At 71.1% G+C, this 23507-nt stretch carries 20 protein-coding genes; 15 read left to right on the top strand and 5 right to left on the bottom strand.

What is annotated here, in order from left to right:
• Positions 1 to 74: 74 nt before the first annotated feature.
• Positions 75 to 2675, top strand: coding sequence for an aminopeptidase N (gene pepN / locus N8I87_RS14175; RefSeq protein ID WP_263208825.1), 2601 nt, complete (start codon positions 75 to 77; stop codon positions 2673 to 2675).
• Positions 2676 to 3098: 423 nt separating this feature from the next.
• On the opposite strand, the gene N8I87_RS14180 is transcribed toward pepN, so the two are convergent.
• Positions 3099 to 4568 (bottom strand): FAD-dependent monooxygenase, encoded by a 1470-nt coding sequence (locus N8I87_RS14180; protein ID WP_263208827.1) that lies wholly within the window; start codon positions 4566 to 4568, stop codon positions 3099 to 3101.
• A 144-nt stretch (positions 4569 to 4712) separates the two neighbouring features.
• On the opposite strand from N8I87_RS14180, the gene N8I87_RS14185 reads away from it, so the two are divergent.
• A complete protein-coding gene (locus N8I87_RS14185; protein WP_263208829.1) occupies positions 4713 to 5321 on the top strand; it encodes a TetR/AcrR family transcriptional regulator in 609 nt (202 codons plus the stop codon).
• A 117-nt stretch (positions 5322 to 5438) separates the two neighbouring features.
• Here the strand turns inward: N8I87_RS14185 and N8I87_RS14190 are convergent, their stop codons facing one another.
• The 3 genes from N8I87_RS14190 to N8I87_RS14200 form a co-directional block, all read right to left on the bottom strand.
• Positions 5439 to 5690 (bottom strand): hypothetical protein, encoded by a 252-nt coding sequence (locus N8I87_RS14190; RefSeq protein WP_263208831.1) that lies wholly within the window; start codon positions 5688 to 5690, stop codon positions 5439 to 5441.
• A gap of 102 nt (positions 5691 to 5792) precedes the next feature.
• Positions 5793 to 7937 carry a 4-alpha-glucanotransferase gene (malQ, locus tag N8I87_RS14195; RefSeq protein ID WP_263208833.1) on the bottom strand — a complete coding sequence of 715 codons (2145 nt, stop codon included), beginning with the start codon at positions 7935 to 7937 and terminating at the stop codon, positions 5793 to 5795.
• Positions 7938 to 8183 (bottom strand): hypothetical protein, encoded by a 246-nt coding sequence (locus N8I87_RS14200; protein WP_263208835.1) that lies wholly within the window; start codon positions 8181 to 8183, stop codon positions 7938 to 7940.
• A 188-nt stretch (positions 8184 to 8371) separates the two neighbouring features.
• On the opposite strand from N8I87_RS14200, the gene N8I87_RS14205 reads away from it, so the two are divergent.
• From N8I87_RS14205 to N8I87_RS14215, 3 genes are read left to right on the top strand one after another with little or no spacing between them, the layout of a single operon-like run.
• Positions 8372 to 8905 carry a PadR family transcriptional regulator gene (locus tag N8I87_RS14205; protein WP_263208837.1) on the top strand — a complete coding sequence of 178 codons (534 nt, stop codon included), beginning with the start codon at positions 8372 to 8374 and terminating at the stop codon, positions 8903 to 8905.
• Between the two features lie 14 nt (positions 8906 to 8919).
• Positions 8920 to 9618, top strand: coding sequence for an ABC transporter ATP-binding protein (locus tag N8I87_RS14210; protein ID WP_263208839.1), 699 nt, complete (start codon positions 8920 to 8922; stop codon positions 9616 to 9618).
• The gene (locus N8I87_RS14215) at positions 9618 to 10973 is read left to right on the top strand and encodes an FtsX-like permease family protein (protein ID WP_263216463.1); all 1356 of its coding nucleotides are present in this window, start codon (positions 9618 to 9620) and stop codon (positions 10971 to 10973) included. Before N8I87_RS14210 ends, N8I87_RS14215 begins: the two co-directional genes overlap by 1 nt.
• Positions 10974 to 11061: 88 nt before the next feature.
• On the opposite strand, the gene N8I87_RS14220 is transcribed toward N8I87_RS14215, so the two are convergent.
• Positions 11062 to 11598 (bottom strand): HNH endonuclease, encoded by a 537-nt coding sequence (locus N8I87_RS14220; protein ID WP_186280906.1) that lies wholly within the window; start codon positions 11596 to 11598, stop codon positions 11062 to 11064.
• Between the two features lie 315 nt (positions 11599 to 11913).
• Between N8I87_RS14220 and N8I87_RS14225 the strand changes: the two genes are divergently transcribed.
• The 10 genes from N8I87_RS14225 (at position 11914) to N8I87_RS14270 (ending at position 23495) form a co-directional block, all read left to right on the top strand.
• A complete protein-coding gene (locus N8I87_RS14225; RefSeq protein ID WP_263208841.1) occupies positions 11914 to 13014 on the top strand; it encodes a mechanosensitive ion channel family protein in 1101 nt (366 codons plus the stop codon).
• Positions 13015 to 13163: 149 nt separating this feature from the next.
• A complete protein-coding gene (locus tag N8I87_RS14230) occupies positions 13164 to 13784 on the top strand; it encodes a Uma2 family endonuclease (RefSeq protein WP_263208842.1) in 621 nt (206 codons plus the stop codon).
• Between the two features lie 231 nt (positions 13785 to 14015).
• Positions 14016 to 15227: an ROK family transcriptional regulator gene (locus tag N8I87_RS14235; protein ID WP_263208844.1), complete on the top strand. Its 1212-nt coding sequence runs from the start codon at positions 14016 to 14018 to the stop codon at positions 15225 to 15227.
• Positions 15228 to 15303: 76 nt separating this feature from the next.
• On the top strand, positions 15304 to 16647 hold the full coding sequence (locus N8I87_RS14240) for an ABC transporter substrate-binding protein (RefSeq protein ID WP_263208846.1): 1344 nt from the start codon (positions 15304 to 15306) through the stop codon (positions 16645 to 16647).
• Positions 16647 to 17588, top strand: a complete 942-nt coding sequence (locus tag N8I87_RS14245; RefSeq protein WP_263208848.1) for a carbohydrate ABC transporter permease — start codon at positions 16647 to 16649, stop codon at positions 17586 to 17588. Before N8I87_RS14240 ends, N8I87_RS14245 begins: the two co-directional genes overlap by 1 nt.
• A 2-nt stretch (positions 17589 to 17590) precedes the next feature.
• Complete coding sequence (locus N8I87_RS14250; protein WP_263208850.1) at positions 17591 to 18484, top strand: carbohydrate ABC transporter permease; 894 nt, start codon at positions 17591 to 17593, stop codon at positions 18482 to 18484.
• Between the two features lie 90 nt (positions 18485 to 18574).
• Positions 18575 to 19840 (top strand): 6-phospho-beta-glucosidase, encoded by a 1266-nt coding sequence (locus N8I87_RS14255; RefSeq protein ID WP_263208852.1) that lies wholly within the window; start codon positions 18575 to 18577, stop codon positions 19838 to 19840.
• On the top strand, positions 19831 to 20802 hold the full coding sequence (locus N8I87_RS14260) for an N-acetylglucosamine kinase (protein WP_263208854.1): 972 nt from the start codon (positions 19831 to 19833) through the stop codon (positions 20800 to 20802). The genes N8I87_RS14255 and N8I87_RS14260 overlap by 10 nt, the downstream gene beginning before the upstream one ends.
• 168 nt (positions 20803 to 20970) lie before the next feature.
• Positions 20971 to 22425, top strand: coding sequence for a GlnX family signal transduction membrane protein (locus tag N8I87_RS14265; RefSeq protein WP_263208856.1), 1455 nt, complete (start codon positions 20971 to 20973; stop codon positions 22423 to 22425).
• A gap of 14 nt (positions 22426 to 22439) precedes the next feature.
• Positions 22440 to 23495: a glutamate ABC transporter substrate-binding protein gene (locus N8I87_RS14270; protein WP_263208858.1), complete on the top strand. Its 1056-nt coding sequence runs from the start codon at positions 22440 to 22442 to the stop codon at positions 23493 to 23495.
• Positions 23496 to 23507: the final 12 nt, after the last annotated feature.

The raw sequence follows: 23507 nt of genomic DNA on the forward strand, positions 1-23507 counted from the left end.
GGATCCGGACATCGCGTTCCGCGCGGGTCCCATGGAAGGATGACGCAACCCACACATAACGAGGAGATGACCGCGTGCCTGGCACAAACCTGACTCGCGATGAGGCGCAGCAGCGGGCGAAGCTGCTGACCGTTGACTCGTACGAGATCGATCTCGACCTCTCCGGCGCGCAGGAGGGCGGCACCTACAGGTCCGTGACCACGGTGCGCTTCGACGTCACAGAAAACGGTGCCGCGTCCTTCATCGACCTGGTGGCCCCGACGGTCCACGAGGTCACCCTCAACGGCGACCCGCTCGACCCCGACCAGGTCTTCAAGGACTCCCGGATCGCCCTGCCGGGCCTCCTGGAGGGCCGCAACGTCCTGCGTGTCGTCGCCGACTGCGCGTACACCAACACCGGCGAGGGCCTGCACCGCTTCGTCGACCCGGTCGACGAGCAGGCCTACCTCTACACCCAGTTCGAGGTGCCCGACGCCCGCCGGGTCTTCGCCTCCTTCGAGCAGCCGGACCTCAAGGCCACCTTCCAGTTCACGGTGAAGGCACCGACTGGCTGGACGGTCATTTCCAACTCGCCGACGCCGGAGCCCAAGGACGACATCTGGGTCTTCGAGCCGACGCCGCGCATCTCGTCGTACATCACCGCGCTGATCGTCGGGCCGTACCACTCGGTGCACAGCGTGTACGAGAAGGACGGCCAGTCGGTCCCGCTCGGCATCTACTGCCGTCCCTCGCTCGCCGAGTTCCTGGACTCGGACGCGATCTTCGAGGTGACCCGGCAGGGCTTCGACTGGTTCCAGGAGAAGTTCGACTACGCGTACCCGTTCAAGAAGTACGACCAGCTCTTCGTGCCGGAGTTCAACGCGGGCGCGATGGAGAACGCGGGCGCGGTGACCATCCGCGACCAGTACGTCTTCCGGTCCAAGGTGACCGACGCGGCGTACGAGGTCCGCGCGGAGACGATCCTGCACGAGCTGGCCCACATGTGGTTCGGCGACCTGGTCACCATGGAGTGGTGGAACGACCTGTGGCTGAACGAGTCGTTCGCCACCTACACCTCCATCGCCTGCCAGTCCTACGCCCCCGGGTCGCGCTGGCCGCACGCCTGGACGACGTTCGCGAACTCCATGAAGACGTGGGCCTACCGGCAGGACCAGCTGCCGTCCACCCACCCGATCATGGCCGAGATCAACGACCTCGACGACGTGCTCGTCAACTTCGACGGCATCACTTACGCCAAGGGCGCGTCCGTCCTCAAGCAGCTCGTCGCGTACGTCGGCATGGACGAGTTCTTCAAGGGCGTGCAGGCCTATTTCAAGGCGCACGCGTACGGCAACACGCGCCTGTCCGACCTGCTGGGCGCGCTGGAGGAGACCTCCGGGCGCGATCTGAAGACCTGGTCGAGGAAATGGCTGGAGACGGCCGGCATCAACATCCTGCGCCCGGAGATCGAGACGGACGCCGAGGGTGTCATCACCTCCTTCGCCATCCGCCAGGAGGCCCCGGCCCTGCCCGCCGGGGCCAAGGGCGCTGTATCCGATGATGCGGCTCCGCCGCGTGGGACGCTGCGCCCGCACCGGATCGCGGTCGGTCTGTACGAGCTCGACGGCGACAGCGGCAAGCTGGTCCGCGCGGACCGTATCGAACTGGACGTGGACGGCGAGCTGACCGCCGTACCGCAGCTGGCCGGCCGCCGCCGCCCGGACGTCGTCCTGCTCAACGACGACGACCTGTCGTACGCCAAGGTCCGCCTGGACGAGCGGTCCCTGGCCTTCGTGACCGAGCACCTCGGCGACTTCGAGTCCTCGCTGCCCCGCGCCCTGTGCTGGGCGTCGGCCTGGGACATGACCCGCGACGCCGAACTCGCCACCCGCGACTACCTCAGTCTGGTCCTGTCGGGCATCGGCAAGGAGTCGGACATCGGTGTCGTGCAGTCGCTGCAGCGGCAGGTGAAGCTGGCCATCGAGCTGTACGCCGACCCGGCCGCCCGCGAGGCCCTGCTCACCCGCTGGACGGACGCCACGCTGACCCATCTGCGCTCCGCCGCGCCGGGCAGCGACCACCAGTTGGCGTGGGCGCGGGCGTTCGCGGCGACGGCCCGTACACCGGAGCAGCTGGACCTTCTCGAGGGCCTGCTGGACGGCACCCAGACGATCGAGGGCCTGGTCGTCGACACGGAGCTGCGCTGGGCGTTCGTGGAGCGTCTGGCCGCGGTGGGCCGCTTCGACGAGGCGGAGATCGCGGGCGAGTACGAGCGGGACAAGACCGCGGCCGGTGAGCGGCACGCGGCCACCTCGCGCGCGGCCCGCCCGACGCCGGAGGCCAAGGCGGAGGCGTGGGCGTCGGTCATCGAGTCCGACAAGCTCCCGAACGCGGTGCAGGAGGCCGTGATCGGCGGCTTCGTCCAGACGGACCAGCGGGAGCTGGTGGCGCCCTACACGGACAAGTACTTCGAGGTCCTGAAGGACATCTGGGACTCCCGTTCGCACGAGATCGCCCAGCAGATCGCGATCGGCCTCTACCCGTCGATCCAGGTGTCCGAGGAGACCCTCGCCAAGACGGACGCCTGGCTCGCCTCGGCCGAGCCCACCGCGGCCCTGCGCCGCCTCGTCTCGGAGTCCCGCTCGGGCATCGAGCGGGCCCTGAAGGCACAGGCGGCGGACGCGGCGACCGCGTAGTCGCTGTCGCTACGACCTTGGGGGCGTCCGGTGCTTCACCGGGCGCCCCCTTTGGTTCGCGTGGGCTGCGGGCTGCTGGCCGCAGGCCGCGTGGGCCGCAGGCCGCGAGCTGCAGGCCGCAGGCCGCGTGGGCCGCAGGCCGCGTGGGCCGCAGGCCGCAGGCCGCTGGCCGCTGGCCGCGAGCTGCAGGCCGCTGGCCGCTGGCCGCCGCAGGCCGCTGTCTGCTGGCCGCTGGCCGCTGGCCGCCGCAGGCCGCAGGCCGCAGGCCGCAGGCCGCAGGCTGCTCAGTGCGGGACGTCGAGCACTCGGCCGCGTGGGGTCTCGTCAGCTGACTGGGCGACCTGTCGCACGAGTTGCTCGCGGGCGCGGCCCGCGGCGAGGCCTGAGCAAGGCGCCTGAGCCGGTAGCGGACCCGCTTCCGGGTCACCCCATGTGGGCGGTCAGCGCGGCTTCCACCGTCGCCGGGTCGGTGGCGTCGGCTGCCCAGGCCACGTATCCGTCGGGGCGCACCAGCAGGGCCATGCGGCGGTCGCTCGCCCAGTGCGCCACGGTCAGCCGCTCCGCGCGGTCCCGACCGCCTTGTCCGCCCTCGTACGTCGCCGGGGTGATCAGTACGAACCGCCCGCCCCGCAGGGCCTCGTAGAGGCGGCCGCCGTCGGCGAGGGCGACGTCGGGGACGCGTGTGCCGGTGAGGCGGTGGGAGCCGCGGGGGGCCGGGTAGCGGTAGCCGATGCCGGTGATCTGGCCGACCGCCTTGCGGCGGGCGGGTCCGACGGTGTCGAGGAACGCGGTGAGGGTGGCCCGCAGGGCCAGGGTCCAGGGGCGCTTGGCCATGGCAAGGCGGACGATGCCGCCGCTGCTGCGGAGCACGGACCTGCCGACGGGGTGACGCTCGGCCTGGTAGGTGTCCAGCAGCGCCGGGTCCGCGTGGTGGTTGGCGACCGCGGCCAGCTTCCAGCCCAGGTTGGCCGCGTCCTGCAGACCGGTGTTCATGCCCTGGCCGCCGGCCGGGGTGTGCACGTGCGCGGCGTCGCCGGCCAGGAAGACACGGCCGACCCGGTAGGCGGGGGCCTGGCGCTCGTCGCTGTGGAAGCGGGACATCCAGCGGGCGCCGTGCATCCCGAAGTCACGGCCGAGGGCGAGCCTGGTGATCTCCTTGACCTCCTCGAGGTCGATGGGCTCGCTGTCGGCGACGTTACGGCGGCGGTGCCAGCCGATGACACGGTAGTAGCCGTCGCCGAAGGGGGCGATGAAGGCGAAGGCGTCGCCGACGGCGTTCACGGTGAGCAGCGTGTCCGGCTTCTCGGCGAGCAGGACGTCGGCGAGGACGACGGAACGGATCACCGACCTGCCGGGGAAGGGCAGCCCGATCGCGTCACGCACGGCGCTGCGCATGCCGTCGGCGCCGACGACATAGGCGGCCCGCAGGCTCTGGGCCTCGCCGCCGGGACCGCGGACCTCGACGGTGACGCCGTCCGCGTCCTGGACCAGCCCGGTCAGCTCGGTCTCGTGACGGAAGTCCACCCCCGCCTCCACCGCGCGCCGCTCCAGCGCCTTCTCCACCTCGTACTGCGGAAGGACCAGGAGGTGGTTGAAGCGGGAGGGGAGCGTGTCGAGGTCGATGGTGAGGCGGCCGAAGAGGGCGAGCCGGTCGAGGGGCTGCCCGGCGGCCTCCAGGTCGTCGGCGAGGCCGCGTGCGTCGAGCTGCTCCAGGGTGCGGGCGTGCAGGACGAAGGCCCGGGACAGGTTACTGATCTTGTGCGGGCGCCTTTCGAGAAGCGTGACGGGGACGCCCGCGGTGGCGAGGTCGCCGGCCAGGAGGAGGCCGGTGGGGCCGGAGCCCACGACGATGACGGGGAGCGGGTTGCGGGTGGTGCCAGTCGTGCCGTTCATGGGGGGCCTCCTGGGTTGCCAACACCTGTTGACCAACGGTCGCTGGCCAACGCTTGTTGGTCAACGCTTGTTGGCAACATTACGACTGAGGCACTGAGACGTCAATACTTGTTGGCCTACGCACGTTGGCCTACGATCGTTGACATGACTGCGAGCAACACCGGCTCCGCCGCCTCCGGCTCCACCGGCTCCCCCAGCGGAGCGCGCCGCTCCGAGACCACCCGCAACGCGATCCTCACCGCCGCCCGCGAGCGCTTCGCCGCCGACGGCTATGAGCGGGCCACCATCCGCGCGATCGCCAAGGACGCGCACATCGACCCGTCGATGGTGATGCGGTACTTCGGCAACAAGGACGGTCTCTTCGCGGCGGCCGTCGCGCTCGATCTGCGGCTCCCGGACCTGGTGGCGGTGGGGCGCGACGAGGTCGGCCGGGCGCTCGTGGGTCACTTCCTCGCGCTGTGGGAGGAGAACGAGGAGCTCACGGCGATGCTGCGGGTCGGCGCCACCAATCAGGCGGGGGCCGAGCGTATGCAGGGCATCTTCCGCGACCAGCTGCTGCCGGTGGCCCTACAGGTGTGCCCCGACCCCGAGCAGGTCCCGGCGCGGGCCGCGCTGTGCGCCTCGCAGCTGCTCGGGCTGGCGCTCACCCGCTATGTGCTGCGCCTCCCCCCGGCCGTGGCACTGGCCCGGGAGGAGATCATGGCATGGCTCGCGCCCACGGTGCAGCGGTACCTCACGGCGCCCAGTCCCTGAGGCGCAGGCACGCACACCGATACGGGTACGGACACGGACGCGGACACGCCGAGGGCGCCGGCCTCACCGCGAACGTGGCGGGAGGACGGCGCCCTCGGCGTACAGGTCAGCTTTGGCTCAGGCCTTCGCCCTGGACTTGGTCACGCGGTACTTGGACTTGTCCAGGACCATCACCAGACCGGTGATGACGGCGAACAGGACGAGCGGTGCCACGACATAGAGGCCCAGCGTCTCGATGACGCTCAGGCCCTGACCGGGGTCGTCACCGTCGTCGCGCGTGAGCGCGAGCGCGGGGGACGACATGAGCAGCATCATCAGCGTCGTACCGGCAGCCAGGGCGCCGGCGCGCAGGGCGTTCTTCTTGTCCACAGTGCCAAAGTAGCGAACGCCTGAACAGGCTGCGCGCCCGGGGTGCCGTAGACGAGCGCGCGGGCCCCTCGCCGGCCTTCACCGCCCTCCCGGTGCCCGCCCTCACCGCCCGTCCCGCAGCACCTCGAGGAGCGCGTGCAGGCGCGGTGAGGCGGTCAGCTCCTCCAGGGTCACCGGGCGGCCGTCGGCGTCGGCGACGGGCAGGCGCCAGTTCGGGTACTGGTCCCAGGTGCCGGGGAGGTTCTGCGGGCGGCGGTCGCCGACACCGTCCGGGAGCCAGACGCCGATCATGCGGGCGGGGGTGCGCAGCAGAAAGCGGTGGACGGCCTGGATCTCCGCCTCCTCGGTGGCGGGCGAGTGGCCTCCGGCCGTGCCCTGGAGCAGGCCGAGCCGGGTGAGCAGGGCCAGCCACTCCGCGGTGTCGGCCGCGGCCGCCGCGCGTTCCTCCTCCAGTGGCTGGGTCAACAGGCCTAAGCGGTCTCGGAGTTCGACGTGTTCGCCGGTGAGGCGGGCGGCGGTGGACGGCAGGTCGTGAGTGGTGGCGGTGGCCAGGCAGTCGGCACGCCAGCGGGCGGGCGGCAGGGCGTGCCCGTCACCCTCCCAGTCCCGTTCGAACCAGAGCACGGACGTGCCGAGCACCCCGCGCCGCTGGAGCGTCTCGCGCACGCCCGGCTCCACGGTGCCCAGGTCCTCACCGATCACCACGGCCCCGGCCCGGGTTGCCTCCAGGGCGAGGAGGGCGAGCATGGCCTCGGCGTCGTAACGGACGTAGGTGCCCTCGGTCGGTGGCTGTCCCTGGGGCACCCACCACAGCCGGAACAGGCCCATGACGTGGTCGATGCGCAGGGCGCCGGCGTAGCGGAACAGGGCACGCAGGAGGCGGCGGTAGGGGGCGTGGCCGGAGGCGGCCAGGCGGTCCGGCCGCCAGGGCGGCAGGCCCCAGTCCTGGCCGCGGGCGTTGAAGGCGTCGGGCGGGGCGCCCACCGACATCCCGGCGGCGAAGTACTCCTGCTGTGCCCAGGCGTCGGCGCCCGTGGGGTGCACGCCGACCGCGAGATCGTGCACGATCCCGACCGGCATGCCCGCCTCGCGCGCGGCGCGCTGGGCGGCGATGAGCTGGGCGTCGGTGAGCCAGGCGAGCCAGGAGTGGAAGTCGACGCGGTCCATCAGCTCGGTAAGGGCGCGGGCGACCGCGGGCGAGCGGGGGTCGCGCAGCTCGGCCGGCCAGCGGTGCCAGTCGGAGCCGTGCGTCTCGGCGAGCGCGCACCAGGTGGCATGGTCCTCCAGCGCCTGTCCCGCGCCGGCGAGGAAGTCGGCGTAGGCGGCCTGCCGTCCGGGCCCCAGGGGTACTTCCCGTACCAGTTCCAACGCCTCTCGCTTGAGCTCCCACACCGCGTCCCGGTCGATCAGCGCGCCCTTGTCCAGCACCGCGGCGCGCAGCCGTTCCGCCCGCTCCAGCAGGGCGTGGACACGCTCGTGGTCGGCGACATAGGCGAATTCGGGGACGTTCTCCACCCGCAGGTGCACCGGGTCGGGGAAGCCGCGCGAGGAGGGCCGGTAGGGCGAGGGATCGGTGGGGGTGCCGAGTACGGCCGCGTGCAGCGGGTTGACCTGCACGAATCCGGCGCCGGCGGTGCGTCCGGCCCAGGCGGCCAGCTCGGCCAGGTCGCCGAGGTCGCCCATGCCCCAGGAGCGCCGGGACAGGAGGGAGTAGAGCTGGACGAGGAGTCCGTAGGAGCGTCCGGGGGGCGTGGGCAGCCGGGCCGGGGCGACGATCAGATGGGTCTCGGCGGTGCGTCCGTCGGGGGCGGTGGCCGTCACGCGGTGGACGCCGGCCGGGAGCGGCTCGACGGCGGTGAGGGTCTCGCCCTGCTCGGTCTCGATGCGCAGCCGGGTGCCGGGCGGGAGCGCGGCGAGGGCGGCGGGGGCTTCGCCGGGGGTGCCGGGGTCTTCGCCCGGGATGCCGAAGCCTTCACCTGGGATGCCAGGGTCTTCGCCCGGGGTGCCGGTCCAGTGGACCACCGTGGGCGGCAGCAGTCGCTCGCGCAGTTCGTTCTCGCGGGCGGCGAGTGCTGACCGGGCGGCCTCCGGAGTGCTCGCGTCGACGCCGAGCGCGGCCAGGGCGGCGACGACGGCGGTGGCGGAGGCGGCGACCGTACGGTCCGGGGACGGGCGGTAGGAGGTGGCGACGCCGTGCAGGCCGGCGAGCCGGGACAGCTCCTCGTCGAGGGGCCCGGGCGCGGTCATCTACAGCCCCGGGGCGTAGCAGTCCGCGGTCGCGTCGGACTCGCTGGTCAGCGGGGCGGCGTCGGCGAGGGGCGGCTCGCTGGTCAGGGGCTCGGCGTCGGGCAGCGGAGGCTCGCTGGTCAGCGGGGCCTCGGCGAAGGCGGCCTCCGCGCTGAAGACACAGAAGTGCGGGTCCTCGGGTTCGGCGGACGGCTCCGCCTCGGGTTTGAACTGGGCCGGGAGCGGAATGTGAGCCGGTGCGGCCACGGGGGCCTCCTTGTCGGTACGTCGGGCACTGCGGGGTCTGCCGGATATGGGCAGGCCTACCCAGCGGGCGGGAACACACTCTCGACGGCTGGTGGAGTGCGGATACGCGTCGGATGCGCATCGGACGGGCGTCGTACCGACGCCCTCACTATTCACTCAGTACATGTATCCAGTGCATACTGATCTCCATGAGCACCCGGCACATCCTTCTGGGGCTGCTCGAGGCGGGGCCGAGCCATGGCTACGACCTCAAGCGACGCCACGACGAACGCTTCCCGCAGGCCCGTCCGCTGGCCTACGGGCAGGTCTACACGACCTTGCAGCGCCTGGTACGCGACGGTCTCGCGGAGGTCGACGGCACCGACGCCGACGGCGGTCCGGAGCGGACGCTGTACCGCTCGACGGACTCCGGTTCGCACGAACTGGCCCAGTGGGCGCGGGAGATCGCCCCGCCGGCGCCCTTCGTGGCGAACGAGATCTTCGCCAAGGTCGTCGTGTCGATCCTCGCGGGCGGCGACCCGGCCGCCTACCTCCGTGCCCAGCGCGCCGCGCACATGGAGCGGATGCGGGAACTGACGACCCTCAAGACCGCCGGCACCGCCGATCTGGCGAGCGTTCTCTCGGCGGACTACGCCCTCAACCACCTCGACGCCGACCTCCGCTGGATGAACACCACGGCGGCCCGGCTGACCACTCTGACCGCGGAGGTCGACGCCGCATGAGCCAAGGACGCAGCATGAGCAACAAGCGGGACGCCTCGGCGCCGCTCCTGGCGGCCCGGGACCTCGTCAAGGCACACGGCAGGACGCAGGCGCTGTGCGGTGCCTCGGTCGAACTGCACGCCGGCGAGATCCTCGCCGTGACCGGGGCCAGCGGCAGCGGCAAGTCCACGCTGCTGCACTGTCTGGCGGGCATCGTCCGCCCGGACCAGGGGTCGGTGGCCTACGCGGGGCTGCGCCTCGACCAGCTGCCGGAGAAGCGGCTGAGCGAGCTGCGGCGCTCCGACTTCGGCGTGGTCTTCCAGTTCGGCCAGCTGATCCCCGAGCTGACCGCCGCCGACAACGTGGCGCTGCCGCTGATGCTGGCCGGGGTCGTGCGCACCGAGGCGCGGGCGCGGGCGGGCGAGTGGCTGGAGCGGTTCGGGGTGCGCGGGCAGGAGGAGCTGCGGCCGGGTGAGATGAGCGGCGGCCAGGCGCAGCGGGTCGCGCTGGCCCGGGCGCTGGTGACGGGCCCCAAGGTGGTGTTCGCGGACGAGCTGACGGGGGCGCTGGACTCGCTGGCGGGCGAGCAGGTGATGACGTCCCTGGTGCACACGGCCCGCGAGTCGGGCACGGCGGTGCTGCTGATCACGCATGACGCGCAGGTCGCGGCGTACGCGGACCGCGAGGTGCGGCTGAGCGACGGCACCGTGGCACCGCTGGAGGTGGCCGCGTGATCGCCGCGGACGTCCGTCTCGCCTGGCAGCTGACCCGGGGGTCCGACCGGCGTGAGTGGTGGCGGCTCGCGCTGACCGCGGTGGGGGCGGCGCTCGCCACGGGGTTCGCCCTCGCGGCGGTGGCGCTGGCCTCGGTGCGCGGGTACCACCGCTTCTCCTTCGCCGGCGGTCTGCTGGACAACCCCGGTGAGCGCTCGGGCGTGATCGTCAGTCTGCTGCTCCTGCTGGTGCCGGTGCTGGGCTTCCTCGGGCAGTGCGCGCGGATCGGCGCCGTGCACCGGGACCGGCGGCTGGCCGGTCTGCGGCTGGCCGGGGCCACTCCGGCCCAGGTGCGCCGGATCGCCGCGCTGGAGACGGGCCCGGCCTGTCTGCTGGGCTCGGCCCTGTCCACCGCTGTCGGGGTCCCGGTCCTGCTGGGTCTGTGGGACGCCCCGAGCGCCGTCACCTGGGCCGGGATGACGCTGGTCGCCCTCGGTGTGCCGGTGCTGGGCGCGGCGGCGGGCGCGCTGGCGCTGCGCCGGGTGGTGGCCTCGCCGCTCGGGTGGGTACGGCGGGTGCGGCCGAGCAGCGGGCGGGGGCCGGGGCTCCTGTTCGTGGGCGGGGTGCTGGTCGTACTGCTGCTGGCGCTGTGGGCCGTCATGAACACATCGAACAGGGATCGCGGGCAGGTCCCGCTGACGGTGTTCGCTCTGGTCCTCGCGGTCGGTGCGGGCACGGTGTGGCTGGCCGGGGGCACGGCCCGGCTGGTCGGACGGCTGCTGGCGGGCCGGGCCCGTTCCGCGGCCACGCTGATCGCGGCGGAACGGCTGCGCGACGACCCGTGGGCCGCGGCCCGTACGCATGCGGCGGTGCTGCTGGTCACGATCGTCGGCACGGGCTTCGTCGGCATCCGCCAGGCGCTCCTCGCCGATCTGCACGGCATGGCACGCGAGGGCCACCTCGGTATGCGCATGTCCTTCTACACGACGGGCATCGACCTGACGGGCGCGGCGATCCTCGTCGCCCTCGCGATCACCCTGTCCGGCCTCGCCGTCGGCACCGCCGAGTCCCTGGCCGACCGCCGCCGCGGCCTGGCCGCACAGGTCGCCGCCGGGGTGCCGCGGGCGGTGCTCGGCCGGGCGCTGCTCCTGGAGACCGCGCTGCCGCTGGCCCCCGCGGTCGCACTGGCCGGCGCGGGCGGCATGGCCATCGGCACCTGGTACGGCTCACAGGCCGCCGAGTACGTCACCCGGACCGTGCCGTACGCGGCGCTGCTGGTCCCGGTGGGCGTGTACGCGTGCTGTCTGCTGGCGGCGGCCACCTCGCTCCCGCTGCTGCGCCGCTCGGCGCATCCCGCGCAGCTGCGCTACGCGTGACCGCCCGATGAGTGTCCGGTCCCGGGGGCACAGGGGACCCCCGGGACCGGAGCACACGCGTGCCCCGGGTGCGCGAAGGCCCGGGTCGTCAGGCGGAAATGCCGTCGATCCGGGCCATGGCGTCGTCCGCGCCGTACGGCTGCAAGTACGGCAGCCAGCGCGGGTCCCTATGGCCGGTGCCGATGATGCGCCAGGCCAGGCCGGTGGGTGGCGCCGGCTTGTGGCGCAGCCGCCAGCCGATCTCGAACAGATGTCGGTCGGCCTTCACGTGGTTGCAGCGGCGGCAGGACGCCACCACGTTGTCCCAGACGTGTTTGCCCCCGCGGCTGCGCGGGATGACGTGGTCGACGCTGGTTGCGACGCCACCGCAGTACATGCACCGGCCCCCGTCCCGGGCGAACAGTGCCCGCCGGGTGAGAGGAACGGGCCCCCGGTAGGGAACCCGTACGAATCGCTTGAGCCGGACCACGCTGGGTGCGGGGACGGTGACGGTTGCGCTGTGCATGAAGGCGCCGGACTCCTCGAGACAGACTGCCTTGTTCTCGAGGACGAGGACGAGCGCGCGGCGAAGCGGTACGACGCCAAGGGGCTCGTACGACGCGTTGAGAACCAGGACATGCGGCACGGGTGCCTCCTTGGGCGTCGGCGGCGCGTGGCTCGCGCCGGGACGATCTGCAGTCAGTCTCCCCTCATGCCTGGTGGAAGCGCCACCATGTCCCGGTAACGGGCTGGGAGTGTTTTCGACCACACCTGCTTCATCCCCAGGATCAAGGCCTGTTCAAGCGCAGGTGAGCACGGTCTCTCCTTTTGGTAAGCGGCGCTCGCACACACAATGCCCCGTTAGTGTGGTGACTCTGCCCGTCCGGTGACCTTTCCGTGACCTTGACGACCTTGACCGCCCGCGTCGGACGGGGCAGTGCAGCACCTGGAGGTACCTGCCGTGTCCTTGTCCGCCGTCCTACTGGCTGCCGGTTCGTCGCCGTCGCCGACTCCCGGCGAGCCGGCGACCCCGGCGGTCCCCACGCTCCAGGACGCCCAGGAAAGCGCGACCAACGCCGCCGGCTGGGTCGAGCAGAACTGGTCGACGTGGCTCGCCATCGGACTCAGGGTCCTGCTGATCCTGGTGATCGCGGCGATCCTGAGAAAGGTCGTGCTGCGGGCCATCACCAAGCTGATCGACCGGATGAACCGGACCGTCCAGACGATGGACGGCACCGCGCTCGGCGGCCTGCTGGTCAACGTGGAGCGGCGTCGCCAGCGCTCGCAGGCGATCGGCTCGGTGCTCAGGTCGGTCGCCTCGTTCCTGATCCTCGGCACGGCCGCGCTGATGATCCTGGCCACGTTCCAGATCAACCTGGCCCCGCTGCTGGCGTCCGCCGGTGTCGCGGGTGTGGCGATCGGTTTCGGTGCCCGCAACCTGGTCACCGACTTCCTCTCCGGCGTGTTCATGATCCTCGAGGACCAGTACGGCGTCGGCGACCAGATCGACGCGGGCGTCGCCTCGGGCGAGGTCATCGAGGTCGGCCTGCGGGTGACCAAGATGCGCGGCGCCAACGGCGAGATCTGGTACGTCCGCAACGGCGAGGTCAAGCGCATCGGCAACCTGTCCCAGGGCTGGGCGACGGCCGGGGTGGACGTGACGGTGAGGTCCTCCGAAGACCTGGACCGAGTCAAGGCCACCCTCGACGAGGTCGCCGAGCAGATGAGCAAGGAGGAGCCCTGGAACGAGCTCCTGTGGGGCCCGATCGAGGTCCTGGGCCTGGACTCGGTCCTGATCGACTCGATGGTGGTCCGCGTCTCGGCCAAGACCATGCCCGGCAAGTCGGTGACCGTCGAGCGCGAGCTCCGCTGGCGCATCAAGCGCGCCTTCGACGCGGCGCAGATCCGCATCGTGGGCGGCGAAACGGCCGTGGTGGCGGACGAGACCCCCGACCCCACGGCGGTGGTCGCGGCCCCGTCGGTGTTCTCCAACGCTGACTCCCCGCAGTCGATGGCAGCGACACCGATCGCTCCGCAGCGGGCGGCGCCTCCTATCAAGTAGGGGCACGGAATCCGAGGAACGGTTTCAGCACACTCGTTCGAGTGAACAGCCGGGGCATCCGGCGCCGCGCAGGCGCTGGGTGCCCCATCGTTCTGCCGGGGCACCCAGGGCGGGATTAGCCTGGCACCAGCATGACGAGGAGAACCGCGATGAGCGCCGAACCGATCATGGAGCCGGTGATGACGCAGCAGGACCCCATCGATTTGTTGATCGCGTTCGAGGAGGCGTCTGTGGCGCCGACTCGGCCCGAGTTCATCGAGGGGACCGTCATCGTGTCACCGCAGCCGAACCACGAACACAACCACGGCGCGTTCAAGCTCGCCGTCCAGTTCTTCACCGTGGGGTTCGATCTGGCGGGCGTGGGAAATGGCTTTCGGGCCGCCGGCAAGGACGGCAACACGATGGCTCTCGTCATCCCTGATTTCTACATCCTGCGCCGAGAGCCGACCGAACTCGATGAGTCGTACCGCAGAGCCAACAAGGGCTGGTATCCCATCGACATGATCGCCCTCGTAGGCGAGGTCACCTCCACCAACCACGAGATCGACACCGGCCTCAAATTCCGCACCTACGCCGCCGCCGGCGTCCCCGTCTACGTCCTCATCGACCGCCACGCCAAGACGGCCCACTGCTACACCGACCCCGTCCTCCCCGGCGACGACCCCACCGAGGCCTACTACAACACCGACCACAAGGTCGGCCTCGGCGACCCGCTCCCCCTCCCGGCCCCCTACCCCACGCTGGACACGGCCCCGTTCCTCACCGACTGAGCCGGCCGAGGCCCACCCCACCGCCCCCGAGGTAACGAGTCTGTTGCCTCGGGGGCGGTGTCTATTGACGCCCCCTTCGTCCTGGGCTTACGTTCCTTCCACCCAATAGGAAACTTTCCTAACAGTGATCAACGGCGATCGACGGCGTACCCCGCCCGATGATCACCGGGTGGACTTCCCGCCCAGGTCACTGGGAAGCTGGTCAGTCGGAAAGGCAGGTGTCGAACCCCCATGGCAGGAACCGCCGGTACGCCGGGCACCCCGCGCGTCCTGCGCGCCATGAACGACCGCGCCGCACTGGACCTGCTGCTGGAGCACGGCCCGCTGTCGCGCACGCGGATCGGAAAGCTCACCGGCCTCTCCAAGCCGACCGCCTCCCAGCTGCTGGCCCGTCTGGAGTCGGCGGGACTGGTCCGGGCCACCGGCACCAGCGAGGGCCGGCCAGGCCCCAGCGCGCAGCTGTACTCGGTCGACCCGGCCGCCGCGTACGCCGCCGGGCTCGACGTCACCCCCGGCCGCATCCGCGCCGCCGTCGCCGACATCACCGGGCGCACGGTGGGCGAGTACGAACTCCCGACCCCGGGACGGCGTCCCGCCCATCCGGTCGTCCAGCAGGTCACCGACGCCCTGGACGGCGCGGTGAAGGCGGCGGGGCTGGCCCGGGGCGACGTCCACCGGCTGGTCATCGGCACACCCGGCGCCTTCGACCCCAACACCGGCCGGCTGCGCTACGCCTCCCATCTGCCCGGCTGGCACTCCCCCGCGCTGCTCGACGAACTCGCGGCCGCGCTGCCGATGCCGGTGGAGTACGAGAACGACGTGAACCTCGTCGCGATAGCCGAGCAGCGGCTGGGCGCGGCCCGGGGCCACGCGGACTTCGTGCTCCTGTGGAACCAGGAGGGCCTCGGCGCCGCCCTGGTCCTCGGCGGACGGCTGCACCGCGGCTGGACCGGCGGCGCGGGCGAGGTCGGCTTCCTGCCGGTGCCGGGCACTCCCCTGGTGCGCCAGGTGACCAAGGCCAACAGCGGCGGCTACCAGGAGCTGGCCGGTTCACAGGCCGTACCCCGGCTGGCCCGGGAGCTCGGCATCGAGGACCTGCCGACAGGCCCGCACGAGGAAGTCGCCGCCGAACTCGTGGCCCGGGCCGCCGACCACACCACCGGACCCCACCGCGAGCTGCTGCGGACGTACGCGACCCGGCTCGCCACCGGTCTCGCCTCCCTCGTCTCCGTCCTCGACCCCGAACTCGTCGTCCTCAGCGGCGCCGCCCTCACCGCCGGCGGCGAGGTGCTGCGCGCTCTCGTCCAGGCCGAACTGGAGGAGCTGGCGGCGCCGCGTCCGCGGCTCGTCGTCGGCGACGTCCGTGAACACCCCGTGCTGCGCGGCGCTTTGGAGACCGCGCTGGCTGCCACCCGCGACGAGGTCTTCGACACCTCGCACTGAGCCCTCGTACCTCCCCCCTCTCCTTCCGCCTCCTCTCTCCTCTCTCACCCACGCCCCGTCCCTGGGAGACCTCGCCATGCCCACACCCATACCCGGAGTCGCCCGAAAGGCGGCTTTTGCCCTCACCGCCTCCGCCGTCCTGCTCACCACCGCCTGTACCGGCCAGTCGAGTTCGGGCGCCGACGACGACGCCTCCAAGGACACCACCATCAACTTCTGGCACGCCTGGAGCGCGCCGAACGAGGTCGCCGGGATCAAGGCGCTGATCGCCGGCTTCGAGAAGGCCCACCCCAACATCCATGTGAACGTCGTCGGCAACATGACCGACGACAAGATCAACCAGGCGCTCCGCACCGGCGGCGATCGGGCCCCCGACGTCATCTCCTCCTTCACCACCAACAACGTCGGCAAGTTCTGTTCGTCGGGCGCCCTGGTCGATCTGAACCCCTTCTTCAAGAAGTCGGGCATCGACCCGGAGACGACCTTCCCGAAGGCGATGAACGAGTACACCCGGTTCGACGGCAACCGCTGCTCGGTGCCGCTGCTGGGTGACGCGTACGGGCTCTACTACAACAAGACGGCGTTCGAGAAGGCGGGCATCACCGACCCGCCGAAGACCTGGTCCGAATTCGAGGCCGACGCCAAGAAGCTGACGATCACCCAGGGCAACAGTTACAAGCAGCTCGGATTCATGCCGAACTACCACGGCTGGGAATCCACCACGGAGCACTACTTCGCCCAGTTCTCCCCGACGTACTTCAACAGCAGCGGAAAGTCGGAGCTTGCCAAGGACCCGGCGTTCGAGGCCGGTTTCAAGCTGCAGAAGAAGCTCGTCGACGAACTCGGCGGATTCCAGAAGCTGGAGAAGTTCCGCTCCACGCTCGGCGACGAATGGGGCGCCAAGCACCCCTTCCACACCGGCCAGGTCGCCATGCAGCTCGACGGCGAGTGGCGCCTGGGCATGGCCGAGGAGGCCAAGCCGAAGTTTGAGATCGGCGTCGCTCCCTTGCCCGTCCCCGACGACCGGGCGTCCCAGTACGGCAAGGGCTACATCACCGGCACCATCGCGGGCATCGCCGCCACCAGCAAGAAGCAGAACGCGGCCTGGGAGCTGGTGAAGTACATGACCACCGACACGGACGCGGTGGTGGGCTTCTCCAACGCCATCCACAACGTGCCGTCCACGCTGGCCGCGCTGAAGTCGCCGAAGCTGAAGTACGACCCGCGGTTCAAGACGTTCCTGGACATCGCCGCGAACCCGAATTCGACGACGACGCCCGCCTCGATCAACGGCGGTGTGTACCTGGTGACGATCCAGCAGTTCGGATACGACTACGAGAGCGGAAAGGCCACCGATCTGAAGGCGGGGCTGAAGAAGACGGCCGCGCAGATCGACACGGACATCGCCCAGGCGAAGTGATGAGCGCCATCACTCTCGCGTCGAAGCGCCGCCGGGCGGCGCTTCGCACGGCCGCCTTCATGTCGCCCTGGCTGATCGGCTTCGCGGTGTTCTTCGCGTATCCGCTGATCTCGACGGTGTATTTCTCGTTCATGCACTACGACGGTTTCAAACCGCCGACGTGGAGCGGAACGAAGAACTGGACGTACGTCTTCGAGCACTATCCCCTCTTCTGGCCCGCCCTGCGCAACACCCTGTGGCTGGTCCTCGTGATGGTCACCCTCCGGGTCGTCTTCGGACTCGGCGTCGGCATGCTCATCACGAAGATCAAGACGGGTACGGGCGTCTTCCGCACCCTGTTCTACCTGCCCTACCTCGCCCCGCCGGTCGCGGCCACGATGGCCTTCGCCTTCCTGCTCAACCCCGGTACGGGCCCGGTCAACTCGCTCCTGGAGAAGGCCGGCATCCCGGCGCCGGGCTGGTTCAACGACCCGGCCTGGTCCAAGCCGGCCCTCACGCTGCTGGCCCTGTGGGGCGTCGGCGACCTCATGGTCATCTTCATGGCCGCGCTGCTCGACGTGCCGACGGAGCAGTACGAGGCGGCCGAGCTGGACGGCGCGTCGGCCTGGCAGCGCTTCCGGTACGTCACGCTGCCGAACATCTCCCCCATCGTGATGTTCGCGGTCGTCACCGGAGTGATCCAGACGATGCAGTACTACACACAGCCACTGATCGCGGGGAAGGTCGCCTCCGGTGTGATCCAGGGCGCGGGCACGCAGTTCGAGCCCGGCTACCCGGAGAAGTCCACGCTCACCCTCCCGCAACTCGTCTACAACCTCGGCTTCCAGCGCTTCGACTACGGCTCCGCGTGTGTCGTCGCCCTCGTCCTCTTCGCCCTGTCGATGGTGTTCACCGCGTTCCTGATGCGGCGCCGGGGCGGTCTCATCCAGGCAGGTGACTGACCATGGCCCAGGTACTGGACAAGCCGGTGGAGCTGCGCCCTGCCGCGTCGCCCGCCGAGCGCACCGCCCGCCGCAGGGCGCTCCTGGAGTGGATCGCGGTCCACTCCCTCGGGCTCGCCGCCGCCCTCTTCTTCACCCTGCCGTTCGTGTTCGTGTTCCTGACCTCGCTGATGAGCGACAGCCAGGCGCTGAGCCGGGATCTGATCCCGCACACCTGGGAGTGGGGCAACTACAAAAAGGTGTTCGACACCCCGGGCTTTCTGACCTGGTGGAAGAACACCCTGATCTACGCCGGCCTGGGCACCGTCCTCACGGTCCTGTCGTCGGTCCCGGTGGCGTACGCGCTCGCCAAGTTCCGCTTCCGGGGCCGGAATCTGTCACTCATGCTGGTGATCTCGATGATGATGCTGCCACCGCAGGTGATCATCATCCCGATGTATCTGTTCTGGGCGAAGCAGCTCGATCTGTCCGGGACGCTGTGGCCGCTGATGATCCCGATGGCGTTCGGCGACGCGTTCTCCATCTTCCTGCTGCGCCAGTTCCTGATGACCATCCCCAACGAGTATCTGGACGCGGCCCGGGTGGACGGCTGCGGCGAGCTGCGGACTTTGCTGAAGGTCGTCCTGCCCATGGCGAAGCCCGGCATCGCGGCCGTCGCGCTCTTTCAGTTCTTCTACGCCTGGAACGACTACTTCGGCCCGCAGATCTACGCGTCCGAGAACCCGGGCGCCTGGACGCTGAGCTACGGCCTGGAGTCCTTCAAGGGCGCGCACCACACCGACTGGAACCTCACCATGGCCGCGACGGTGCTGGTCATGGCCCCCGTGATCCTCGTGTTCTTCTTCGCACAGAAGGCGTTTGTCGAGGGCGTCACGCTCACCGGAGTGAAGGGTTGAACCGTTCATGCTGTGCTCACCCGGGGGACAACCCCCGGACCCCCGGCCTCTGATCACCGCCCCCGGCACCAGAAAGCGAGGGATCCTTCAGTGAAACTCACCGTGGTCGGCGGAGGCTCGACCTACACCCCCGAACTCATCGACGGCTTCGCCCGGCTCCGGGACACCCTGCCCATCGAGGAGCTGGTGCTGGTCGACCCGGCCGCCGAACGCCTGGAGCTGGTCGGCGGCCTGGCCCGCCGGATCTTCGCAAAGCAGGGCCACGCGGGCCGGATCGTCACCACGTCCGACCTGGACGCGGGCGTCGACGGCGCCGACGCCGTGCTGCTCCAGCTCCGCGTCGGCGGGCAGGCGGCCCGGCAGCAGGACGAGACCTGGCCCCTGGAGTGCGGCTGCATCGGCCAGGAGACCACCGGCGCGGGCGGTCTCGCCAAGGCGCTGCGGACGGTGCCCGTCGTCCTCGACATCGCGGAGCGGGTGCGGCGCGCCAACCCGCGTGCCTGGATCATCGACTTCACCAACCCGGTGGGCATCGTGACCCGTGCGCTGCTCCAGGCCGGACACCGGGCCGTCGGGCTGTGCAACGTGGCGATCGGCTTCCAGCGGAAGTTCGCGGCGCTGCTCGGCGTGGCACCGGCCGACGTCCATCTGGAGCACGTCGGCCTCAACCACCTCACCTGGGAGACAGGTGTACGCCTCGGCGGCCCCGAGGGCGAGAACGTCCTGCCGAAGCTGCTGGCCGAACACGGCGACGCCGTCGCCGACGACCTGCGGCTGCCCCGTCCGCTCCTGGACCGACTTGGCGTGATCCCCTCGTACTACCTGCGCTACTTCTACGCGCACGACGCGGTGGTGCGGGAGCTGCGCACCAAGCCCTCCCGGGCGGCGGAAGTGGCCGCCATGGAACGCGAACTGCTGCGGATGTACGGCGATCCGGCCCTGGACGAGAAGCCGGAGCTGCTCGCCGAGCGGGGCGGCGCCTACTACTCGGAGGCCGCCGTGGACCTGGCCGCGTCGCTGCTGGGCGGCGCCGGCAGCACGTACCAGGTGGTGAACGCGTACAACCGGGGCACGCTGCCCTTCCTGCCGGACGACGCGGTGATCGAGGTGCAGGCGGCGGTCGGCCCGAAGGGACCCGTCCCGCTGCCGGTGCCCGCGGTGGACCCGCTGTTCGCCGGCCTGGTGGCGAACGTGACCGCGTACGAGGAGCTGGCCCTGGAGGCGGCGCTGCGCGGCGGCCGGGACCGGGTCTTCAAGGCACTGCTGTCCCATCCGCTGATCGGCCAGTACGAGTACGCCGAAGCCCTGACCGACCGACTGGTCGCGCACAACCGGGAGCACCTCGCGTGGGCCTGACCGCAAGTGTCCTCGCCATCGACGCGGGCAACAGCAAGACCGACGTCGCGGTGCTGACGAGGGACGGGAACGTCCTGGCCACGGCACGCGGCGGCGGGTTCCGGCCGCCCGCGGTGGGTGTGGAGACGGCGGTGGACGAACTGGCCGCGGCCATCGCGCGGGCCTACGCCGACGCCGGGGTCACCTCCGTCTCCCATGTCTCGGCCTGTCTGGCGAACGCCGATCTGCCCGTGGAGGAGGAACAGCTGGCGACCGCGCTGCACGCGCGCGGGTGGGGCGCGTCGGTGGAGGTCCGCAACGACACGTTCGCGATCCTGCGGGCGGGCGTGGCCGAGCCGCGCGGTGTGGCGGTGGTCTGCGGCGCGGGCATCAACTGCGTCGGCATGCGCCCCGACGGGCGCACCGCCCGTTTCCCGGCCCTCGGCCGTATCTCCGGCGACTGGGGCGGCGGCTGGGGGCTGGCCGAGGAGGCGCTGTGGTTCGCGGCCCGCGCGGAGGACGGGCGCGGGGGCCCGACGGAACTGACCCGGACCCTTCCGGCCCACTTCGGGCTCGACTCGATGTACGCGCTCATCGAGGCCCTGCACCTGGAGCACGTCGCGCACGCCCGGCGCCATGAGTTGACGCCGGTGCTGTTCGAGACGGCCGCGCGCGGTGACGCGGTGGCGCGCTCGGTCGTCGCGCGTCTGGCCGAGGAGGTGGTGACCATGGCCACCGTCGCCCTGACCCGGCTCCGGCTGCTCGACGAGGAGACGCCCGTGCTGCTGGGCGGGGGTGTCCTCACCGCCGGCCACCCCCAACTCGACGACGGCATCCGGGACCTGCTGTCGGCGCGGGCACCGAAGGCGGTGGCGCGCGTGGTGACGGCGAGCCCGGTGCTGGGGGCGGCGCTGCTGGGGCTCGACCGGGTGGGCGCGGGCGCGCAGGCGCAGGAGCGGGCGCGGGCCCACTGGGAGTCCTGAGCGGGGCGGCCCGCACCAGGGAACCGAACAGATTCCCGCAGCGTATTCATGGGCAGGGGTGGTGCGGACACCGCACCGCGCCGTAAGTCGACTGGACTGCGATCCGATCAAGATCCAGTGAAGGCCGGTGCGGAATGTCGGTCCGGGCAGCGATACTGGCGGCGAACGATGACCATGGGGGAGGTCAGCAGTGACACACCCGCCGACAAGCAGCACGGCACCACCAGGACCGGGGTCCGGCATGCCCACCATGCCGGCCGTCCCGCCCCAGCCCCGACCCCCGCGTCCGCGGGCCGGCCGGGGCAGCCGCGTCGTACGGCGTTCGCCGAGGGCGCCGAGCGGCTGCGCGCCGCGGCGACCACCGAACCCGGCCGGCTGCGCATCATCGGTGCCGTACTGGCCCTCCTGGTCGTCGCGTTCGGCGCGGTCACCGCCTGGCAGACGACCGACCGCGCGGCCGCCGCCGACGACGTGCTGCACAGCAGCCAGCCGCTCAGCTCGGACGCGGCCGACATCTACCGCTCCCTGGCGGACGCCAACACGGCCGCCTCCAGCGGCTTCCTGGCGGGCGGCCAGGAGACGGCCGCCTCCCGCGACCGGTACGAGAAGGACATCAGCACGGCCGCCGCCAAGCTGGTCACGGCGGCCGCGGCCTCCGACCCCGGCTCGCCCTCCGAAGCCGCGATATCCAAGCTCAACAAGCTCCTGCCGGAGTACAAGGGGCTGGTCGAGCGGGCCCGCACCTACAACCGGCAGGGCTACCCGGTCGGCGGCGCCTATCTGCGCTACGCCAACGACAAGATGCAGAGCGAGATGCTCCCGGCGGCGGAGGACCTCTACAAGAAGGAGAACGACAAGCTCCGGTCCGACTACGGGAACGCCACCCCCTACCCGTGGGCGGCGATCGCCCTCGGCGTTCTCGCCCTGGCCGCGCTCGGCTGGGCCCAGCACCGCAACTACCGGCGCACCAACCGGGTACTGAACCACGGACTGGTCGGCGCCACGGCCTTCGCGACAGTGGTCCTGCTGTGGCTGGTCGTCGGCCACAGCGTCGCCCGCGCGGGCCTGAACGACTCCTACGACCACGGCGTCCGCTCGCTGAACGTGCTGCACGACGCCCGCATCGCCTCCCTGAAGGCCCGGGGCAACGAGAACCTGAGCCTGGTGGCCCGCGGGGCCGAGACGATCACGGTCGGCGACACGACGTACGACGCGTTCTACTACGACTTCGACAAGGACATGAAGGCCCTGGGCAAGGGTCTGACCGAGGCGGAGCGGCTGGCCGACGACAAGTCGGGCGGCGAGCCGGTCAAGGCGGCCGAGGCCAACATGACCGTGTGGAAGCAGCGCCACACCTCGGCCCGTACCGAGGACGAGAACGGCAACTACCAGCAGGCGCTGGACAAGGTGATCGGCGCCAAGGGCGCCACCGGCGAATGCTTCGACAGTGTCGACAACAATTTGAGGACCGCGATCGCGCACGAGCAGGCCGAGTTCGGGCAGTCGGCCGGTGACGGCCGGGACGCGATGACCGGACTGCCCATCGGTGCGGCCGTGCTGGCCGGCCTGGGCGCGGCGGGCGCACTGCTCGGCATCGGGCGCAGGCTTTCGGAGTACCGGTGAGAGGGGGCGTGACGATGAACGCGCGCAAGGGCTTTTTTCGCCGTGTGCGGGCCTCCCTGCGCGGCTGGGGCGGAGTGGGCGCGATGGCGGTCGTCTGCGCCGTGGCGCTGGCGTCCGCCCTGCTGCTGCCGCTGACCCAGACGCACGGCGACACGGACGGCGCCGCGGGCCTCGGCGGCCAGGGCGTGGCCAACGGCAGCCAGGCGCGGGCGGACGGCTGCGAGGACTCGGAGGCCCAGAAGCAGACGCTGTCGCCGTCCGGCGCGGACGGGGAGACGATCGACGCGATCAAGGCCCGCACGGGCGCGAAGCGGAAGCTGATCGTCGGCGTCGACCAGAACAGCTACCACTGGGGCTACCGCAACCCGAACAACAAGGACGCGGAGCTGGAGGGCTTCGACATCGACCTGGTCCACCGGATCGCCCAGGACATCCTCGGCGACCCGAACGCGGTCCAGTTCAAGGCGATCCCGACCAGCCAGCGCATCACGGCGATCCAGGACGGCCGGGTCGACATGGTCGTCCGCACGATGACCATCAACTGCGACCGTCTGGACCAGGTCGCGTTCTCCGCCCCGTACTTCAAGACGGGCCAGACGGTCCTGGCGCCCAAGTCCTCGTCCATCACGGGCTACGACAAGTCGCTGGCGGGCAAGAAGATCTGCACGGCGTCGGGGTCCACGGCGTACGCCAAGCTGGACGCGGACCGCAAGGCCGGAAAGCTGGTCTCCTCCGCCGACATCGACCACAACGTCCCCAACCAGCTCGACTGCCTGGTGCGGCTGCAACTGGGCGAGGTCGACGCCGTGATCACCGACGGCGCGCTGGCCGCGAGCCAGGCCGCGCAGGACCCGACGGTCGCCCTGAAGGGTTCCGCCTTCACCACCGAGTACTACGGCGTGGCGATGAAGAAGGACGCCGACGATCTGGTACGCCGGGTCAATCAGATCCTGGTGGGCTACCGCGCCAACGGCTGGCAGGCGTCGTACGACAAGTGGCTGTCGGCGACACTGGGGGAGGACGCGACACCGTCGAAGCCGCCCGCGCCGCAATACCTGCGCAAGAGCTGACCGGGCGTCACC

Source organism: Streptomyces sp. HUAS 15-9, assembly GCF_025642155.1.
Taxonomy (GTDB): domain Bacteria; phylum Actinomycetota; class Actinomycetes; order Streptomycetales; family Streptomycetaceae; genus Streptomyces.

Coding starts and splice junctions, on each gene's coding strand:
- N8I87_RS14265 (WP_263208856.1), top strand. CDS start 20,971: ATGACCATGGGGGAGGTCAGCAGTGACACACCCGCCGACAAGCAGCAC.
- N8I87_RS14210 (WP_263208839.1), top strand. CDS start 8,920: ATGAGCAACAAGCGGGACGCCTCGGCGCCGCTCCTGGCGGCCCGGGAC.
- N8I87_RS14230 (WP_263208842.1), top strand. CDS start 13,164: ATGAGCGCCGAACCGATCATGGAGCCGGTGATGACGCAGCAGGACCCC.
- N8I87_RS14240 (WP_263208846.1), top strand. CDS start 15,304: ATGCCCACACCCATACCCGGAGTCGCCCGAAAGGCGGCTTTTGCCCTC.
- N8I87_RS14250 (WP_263208850.1), top strand. CDS start 17,591: ATGGCCCAGGTACTGGACAAGCCGGTGGAGCTGCGCCCTGCCGCGTCG.
- N8I87_RS14270 (WP_263208858.1), top strand. CDS start 22,440: ATGAACGCGCGCAAGGGCTTTTTTCGCCGTGTGCGGGCCTCCCTGCGC.
- N8I87_RS14185 (WP_263208829.1), top strand. CDS start 4,713: ATGACTGCGAGCAACACCGGCTCCGCCGCCTCCGGCTCCACCGGCTCC.
- N8I87_RS14205 (WP_263208837.1), top strand. CDS start 8,372: ATGAGCACCCGGCACATCCTTCTGGGGCTGCTCGAGGCGGGGCCGAGC.
- N8I87_RS14180 (WP_263208827.1), bottom strand. CDS start 4,568: ATGAACGGCACGACTGGCACCACCCGCAACCCGCTCCCCGTCATCGTC.
- N8I87_RS14235 (WP_263208844.1), top strand. CDS start 14,016: ATGGCAGGAACCGCCGGTACGCCGGGCACCCCGCGCGTCCTGCGCGCC.
- N8I87_RS14245 (WP_263208848.1), top strand. CDS start 16,647: ATGAGCGCCATCACTCTCGCGTCGAAGCGCCGCCGGGCGGCGCTTCGC.
- malQ (WP_263208833.1), bottom strand. CDS start 7,937: ATGACCGCGCCCGGGCCCCTCGACGAGGAGCTGTCCCGGCTCGCCGGC.